1 protein-coding gene is annotated in these 549 nt (G+C 64.7%); it reads right to left on the bottom strand.

Features of this window, described 5'->3' with window-relative positions:
* Positions 1–376 (bottom strand): MFS transporter (locus AACY08_RS28390; RefSeq protein WP_339472421.1); only part of this gene is annotated, 376 nt, incomplete at its 3' end.
* Positions 377–549 lie beyond the last annotated feature (173 nt).

Genomic DNA, 549 nt, shown 5'->3' with positions numbered 1-549 from the left:
ACGCGGCCGCGCAGCCGAACGCGAAGGCAAACACATAGACGTGCCACAGTTGGACGGCACCGCTGACGGTGAGTATGCCGAGCGCCAGGGCCAGACTGCCCATCGTTGCCTGTGTGACGATCAGCAACGTGCGCTGGTCGAGGTGATCGGCAGCCGAGCCGGTCCAGGGGAGCAAAAGGAACTGCGGCGCGAACTGGAGCGCCATCACGATGCCGACTGCGGCGGCGCTGTGATGCGTGAGGATGGTCAGCACCAGCCAGTCCTGTGCAGTGCGTTGCACCCACGTGCCGACATTGGAAACGAAAGACCCGGTGATCCAGACGCGGTAGTTGAAGGTGCCGAGCGATCGGAAGACCTGGGTTCCGGGCGCGCTCATGGCTGCTCCGGCGCGTTGCCTCCGTGGAAGCGGCCGAAGTGCCACGCGCAGAACAAGCCGAGCGCCAGCATTCCGAGGCCAAAGGCGGTCACCTGGAGTGTGTCACGCAGGTCGAAGGTGCCGACCCGGCATACCAGCAGATAGGACAGGACCAGATTGGCAAAGCCCCACAG

This window comes from Pseudomonas sp. EL_65y_Pfl1_R83 (genome assembly GCF_963970695.1).
Classification (GTDB): Bacteria; Pseudomonadota; Gammaproteobacteria; order Pseudomonadales; family Pseudomonadaceae; genus Aquipseudomonas; species Aquipseudomonas tritici.
Note: the sequence above shows the minus strand (reverse complement) of the source record. Positions and strands in the feature narration are given on the sequence as shown.